Source organism: Micromonospora sp. AMSO12t (assembly GCF_008806585.1).
GTDB lineage: Bacteria > Actinomycetota > Actinomycetes > Mycobacteriales > Micromonosporaceae > Micromonospora > Micromonospora reichwaldensis.
Map to the genome: position 1 here is coordinate 1 of NZ_WAAS01000363.1, position 5353 is coordinate 5353.

Annotated in this window: 6 protein-coding genes; 2 read left to right on the forward strand and 4 right to left on the reverse strand. The window is 74.1% G+C overall.

The window, feature by feature from the left end; all coding sequences use genetic code 11:
- The 3 genes from F6X68_RS30330 to F6X68_RS30340 all read right to left on the reverse strand — a co-directional run.
- The coding region (locus tag F6X68_RS30330) for a cysteine desulfurase family protein (RefSeq protein WP_151457460.1) at positions 1-1153 on the reverse strand (1153 nt) is incomplete at its 3' end.
- 119 nt (positions 1154-1272) lie between these two features.
- Positions 1273-1929, reverse strand: a complete 657-nt coding sequence (locus F6X68_RS30335; RefSeq protein ID WP_151457461.1) for a class F sortase — start codon at positions 1927-1929, stop codon at positions 1273-1275.
- Complete coding sequence (locus tag F6X68_RS30340) at positions 1926-2756, reverse strand: DUF4397 domain-containing protein (RefSeq protein ID WP_151457462.1); 831 nt, start codon at positions 2754-2756, stop codon at positions 1926-1928. The genes F6X68_RS30335 and F6X68_RS30340 overlap by 4 nt, the downstream gene beginning before the upstream one ends.
- 229 nt (positions 2757-2985) lie before the next feature.
- Between F6X68_RS30340 and F6X68_RS30345 the strand changes: the two genes are divergently transcribed.
- Both F6X68_RS30345 and F6X68_RS30350 read left to right on the forward strand, forming a co-directional pair.
- Complete coding sequence (locus F6X68_RS30345; protein WP_151457463.1) at positions 2986-3588, forward strand: RNA polymerase sigma factor; 603 nt, start codon at positions 2986-2988, stop codon at positions 3586-3588.
- Complete coding sequence (locus tag F6X68_RS30350) at positions 3542-4327, forward strand: anti-sigma factor (RefSeq protein WP_151457464.1); 786 nt, start codon at positions 3542-3544, stop codon at positions 4325-4327. The genes F6X68_RS30345 and F6X68_RS30350 overlap by 47 nt, the downstream gene beginning before the upstream one ends.
- Positions 4328-4547: 220 nt before the next feature.
- Here the strand turns inward: F6X68_RS30350 and F6X68_RS30355 are convergent.
- The coding region (locus F6X68_RS30355) for an electron transfer flavoprotein subunit alpha/FixB family protein (RefSeq protein WP_151457465.1) at positions 4548-5353 on the reverse strand (806 nt) is incomplete at its 5' end.

The following is a 5353-nucleotide window of genomic DNA, read 5'->3' on the forward strand; positions in this document are numbered from 1 at the left end:
GTTGCAGCGACATGGTGTCGCGCGCCGGCGGGAGGGCGGCGATGAGGGCGTCGACGTCGGCGGGGGTGCTGGTGTGGCCGAGGGTGAAGCGCAGCGAGGAGCGGGCGCGGTCGTCGTCGGCGCCCATGGCGAGCAGCACGTGTGAGGGCTGGGCCACCCCGGCGGAGCAGGCGGAGCCGGTCGAACAGGCGATGCCCTGCGCGTCCAGCAGGAGCAGCAGGGCGTCGCCCTCGCAGCCCGGGAAGGAGAAGTGCGCGTTGCCCGGCAGCCGGTCGGTCGGGTCGCCGTTGAAGACGACCTCGGGCACCGCGTGCCGGACCCGCTCCACCAGGTCGTCGCGGAGCGCGGCGACGCGGGTCGCGTACTCCTGCTGGCCCTTGACCGCCGACTCCACCGCGACCGCGAAGGCCACGATGCCGGCGGTGTCGAGGGTGCCGGAGCGCACGTCGCGCTCCTGGCCGCCGCCGTGCAGCAGCGGGGTGGCCGACACGTCGCGGGCGAGCAGCAGGGCGCCGACCCCGGCGGGACCGCCGAGCTTGTGCCCGGTGACGGTCAGCGCGGCGATCCCGGCGGCGGAGAAGTCGACAGGCACCTGCCCGACCGCCTGGATCGCGTCGGTGTGGAACGGCACCCCGTGCTCGGCGGCGACCGCGGCCAGCTCGGCGACCGGCTGCACGGTGCCGACCTCGTTGTTGGCCCACATCGCGGTCACCACCGCGACCCTGTCGCCGTGGGCGGCCAGCTCGGCGCGCAGTTCGTCGGGGCTGAGCCGGCCGGCGGCGTCGACGGAGAGCCAGCCCACGCCGGCCCCCTCGTGGTCGACGAGCCAGTCCACCACGTCGAGCACGGCGTGGTGCTCGACGGCGCTGGAGACCACCCGGTCCCGCCGGGGGTCGGCGGACCGGCGGGCCCAGAAGATGCCCTTCACCGCGAGGTTGTCGCTCTCGGTCCCGCCGCCGGTGAAGACGACCTCGGAGGGCCGGGCGCCCAGCGCGGCGGCCACCCGCTCCCGCGACTCCTCCACCCGTCGCCGGGCGCGGCGGCCCGCCGCGTGCAGTGAGGACGCGTTGCCGACCTCGCGGGCGGTGGCGACGTACGCCTCCAGTGCCTCGTCGAGCATCGGAGTGGTCGCCGCGTGATCCAGGTAAGCCATCACGGTTCAGCCTACGACCGCAGCCGGACCCGGCGGAGGCCGGAGTAGGCCGTGCGGGGCCGGGGCGGGAGGCGTGCGCTCCCGTCCCGGCCCGCGCCCGCGTGGAACCGGCGATCCGGTCAGGCCGGCACGGCGGTGACCACGATGTTGTCGCGGTACCGGCGTGCCTCGGCGTCGAACGGCCCGCCGCAGGTGATCAGGGTCAGCCGGGGCTTGCCGTCCCGGGCGAAGTAGCGGTCGAGGGGGATCTTCGTCTTCCGGTACTCCTCCCGGGCGACGACCCGGTACTCCCTGCGGACGCCGTCGCCGCCGGCGGCGGTGAGGGTGTCGCCGCGGTCCAGCTCGCGGAGCCGGAAGAAGGCGCCCTCGCCCTGGGTGGCGCTGTCCACGTGCCCGGCGACGACCACCGACCCGGCCTGCGCCTCCAGCCCGGGGCCGTGGCGGTACCAGCCGATCCGGTCCACGCTGGGCGGCACCTCGAACTCGCCGGTCGCGCCGTTGACGCCCACCGCGTCGACCGTGGCGGTGACGTCGATGGCGGGGATGACCAGCCGTACGGGCGGGACGGTCCGCGTACCGCCGGGCAGCCCGCCCCGGGTGACCGGCACCGACGGGCCGGCGGCCGGCGGGCTCGCAGTGGCGCCGGCCAGGTCGGCGGCCTCGGTCGCGCCGACGTCCCCGGCCGGCCGGGAGCCGCAGGCGACCACGGCCGCGACGGTGAGCGCGGCGACGCCGGCGGCCACGGCCGCCAGCGCCCCGCGGTGGCGCACCGTCACCGGCGACCGGTCCGGGCGGTGGCCACCCGCGCCCCGCCGCCGACCAGGAGCAGCACGCCGGCGCCGGTCAGCACGTACCACCAGGTGTCCACGCCGGTGCCGGCCCGGCCGCCGTCGCCGCTGGGCACGCCGGCCGGGGCCGAGTGCAGGCCGGTGATGGTCTGCGCCACGACGCCGAGGTTCTTCGCCTCGGCCGAGCCGATGGCGTACACGATCGTCGCGGTGCCCTCCTTGAGGTCGAGGTCCGCCGGCCCGATCGCCACGGTGTCGGTGCCGGCGAGCACCACGTCCGCCTTGACGGCGCCCGCGTCGACGTCGCCCTTGGCCTCGTTCGGGTTGGTGAGGTCCTCGAAGACGGGGGTGCCGCCGGCGCGCACGTCCACCGCCGGGGCGGCGGCGGTGTGCCGGACGATCAGCCGGGCCTTGCCGGCGGCCACCTTGCCGGTGTCGTTGACGAACGGCGTGATCTTCGGCTTGCCGGCGGCGTCGAGGTGGGCGGCGAGGCTGATGTTGGCGCCGCCCGGCACCGCGGCGTCGTCGACGCTGAGGATGGCCTGGGCGATCGGCTCGCCGGGCTTGGTGAGGGCGATGTCGTACGCGCCCTCCTCGAGGTTCAGCGGGCCGGCCACGTCGCCGGGCTTGAAGTTGTCCAGCGTCTTCTCGCCGTTGACGTACACGTCGACCGGGGTGTCCGGGATGCCGTGCACGACGGAGACCTTGGACGTGGCGGCGTACGCCGGGGTGGCGGTGAGGGCGCCGGCTCCGGCGAACGTCAGCGCGGCGACCGCGCCGCCCGCGGCGACCCGACGGAAGTACGAGAGCTGCATGTCTGCCTCCTGATGATTGGTGCTGGTTCGTCAGGCCTGGTGTGCAAAACGAGTTACGCCCGGTCCACCGCCGCCGGATGCGACCGGAGGCAACTTCTTTTCGTCCGGCGGAGCCGCATCCGAGAGCCGCCCGCGGAGCGAAGAGCTGCTGAGACCAGACCGACCGGAGGTGGGGGCGATGGCTGTGGGAGCTACAGTCGGGCATGCCCCCTGGAAGGCGAGCCGCCCTGTGACAGCGGCACGGCAGGAGCCGTACCCACCCGAGGACGACCTCGCCGCCCGCTTCCGTGCGGGCGACGAACGGGCACTGCGGGAGGCGTACGACCGGTACGGCCGGGCGGTCCTGCACCTGGCCACCAGCACGCTGGCCAACCGCAGCGACGCGGAGGACGTGACCCAGACCACCTTCGTCGCCGCCTGGCTGGGGCGGGAGACCTTCGACCCGGCCAAGGGTTCGCTGGTCGGCTGGCTGCTCGGCATCGGCCGCCGCAAGGTGGTCGACCGGCTGCGAGCCTCCGCGCGGGAGACCCGGGTGGTCGATACGGTCCGGCAGCTGCCGGAGTCGGCGCCGACCGGCCCGGATCCGGACACGGTGGTCGACCGGCTGGTGGTCGCCGACGAGCTGGCCCGACTGCCCGACGACCAGCGGCGGATGCTGGAGTTGGCGTTCTTCGACGACCTGACCCACCAGCAGATCGCGACGGTGACCGGGGTGCCGCTCGGCACGGTCAAGAGTCACATCCGGCGCGGCATGGCGAGCTTGAAACGCAGATGGGAGGTGGACGGTGCCGCACCTGGACCACGACCGGCTGGTCTTCCTGGCGCTCGGTGAGACCGAGGCGGACGCCGGAGAGAACACCCACCTCGACACCTGCGCGCACTGCCGGGCCGAGATGGAGACCCTCCAGCACGTGGCCGGCCTCGGCGCCGACGCCCAGGGCCTGCACGACCTGCCCGATCCGCCGGAGCACGTCTGGCAGGGCATCGTCACGGAGATCCGCGCGGCGCAGACCCTCCCGGCGCTGCCCGGGCCGCGCGCCGAGCGGTCGCCCGACGAGCGCCCCTCGGGCGAACGGCCGTCCGACCGGTCGGGCGGGGTGCTCCTCGCGCCGAGGCGTGGGCGCTGGTCGCGCTGGGCCGTGACCGCCGCGACGGCGGTGGCCGCCGCCGCGATCGGGGTCGTCGGCACCGTCGCCGTGCTCGACGCGACCGGGTCGACGCCGGAGCCCGCCCCGCAGCGGGTGGTGCTGGCCAGCGCGCCGCTGAAGGCGTACGGGGAGACGCCGCCGGACGCCAACGGCAAGGCCCGGGTCTTCGACGACGGCCGGCTGCACCTGCACCTGGCGAATCTCCCGGACGTCCCGGGGTACTACGAGGTGTGGCTCATCGACCCGCGGACCATGAAGATGTTCTCGGTCGGCGTGCTCGGCGACGCGACGGACGAGTTGCTGCCGTTGCCGCCGAACGTGGACCTTGAGGCATACTCGGTTGTCGACGTCTCCGCCGAGACGTACGACAACAACACCGCCCACTCCGGCAAGAGCCTGGTGAGGGGCACCCTGACGGGCTGATCGGCGGGCCGGCTCAGCTCCCCGGCCCGCCGATCAGCTCCCATCGCCGGCCCCGGCCGGCGGTTCCCGCGGGCTCAGCCCCCGATGGTTCGGTGCCCATCCTCTGGCCGCCAGTCGCGTCTGGGGCCAGCTTGCGGCGGCTCGTTCCGGCGGCCGGAGAAACGGCGAGGGCCGGAAACCGTCGCCACGGTTCCCGGCCCTCACTCGGACGGACGTCAGCTCACTTGCGCTTGCGGATCTCGTCCGCGGCCTGCGGGACGATCTTGAACAGGTCGCCCACCACACCGAAGTCGGCCAGCTCGAAGATCGGCGCCTCGCCGTCCTTGTTGACCGCGACGATCGTCTTCGACGTCTGCATACCGGCCCGGTGCTGAATCGCACCCGAGATACCGAGCGCCACGTAGAGCTGCGGGGACACCGTCTTGCCGGTCTGGCCCACCTGGAACTGGTGCGGGTAGTAGCCGGAGTCGACAGCCGCGCGCGACGCCCCCACGGCGCCGCCGAGCAGGTCGGCCAGCTCCTCGACCAGCTTGAAGTTGTCGGCGTTACCCACACCACGACCACCGGAGACCACCACACCGGCCTCGGTCAGCTCCGGACGCGAGCCCTTCTGCTCGGCCACCCGGTCGACGACCTTGGCCAGCTTGTCGGTGTCCGTCACCGCGACGGTGAGCTGCTCGACCGCCGGAGTGGCCGCCGCCGGGGCCGGGTTCACCGAGTTCGGCCGGACCGTCACCAGCGGCAGACCGCGGGTGACCTTCGACTTGACGATCGTGGAACCGGCGAACGCCACCTGCGTGGCCGTGCCGTCAGCGGCCAGGCCGACCACGTCGGTCAGGATGCCGTTGTCCAACTTCACCGCCAGCCGGGCGGCGATCTCCTTGCCCTCCTGCGACGACGCCAACAGCACCGCGGCCGGCTGCACGCGCGAGACCAGCTCGGCCACCACGGTCGCCTTCGGGGCCACCAGGTAGCCGTCGATCTCCTCGCTCTCGGCCGCGTAGATCTTCTCCGCGCCGTACTCAC

Coding starts and splice junctions, on each gene's coding strand:
- F6X68_RS30340 (WP_151457462.1), bottom strand. CDS start 2,756: ATGCAGCTCTCGTACTTCCGTCGGGTCGCCGCGGGCGGCGCGGTCGCC.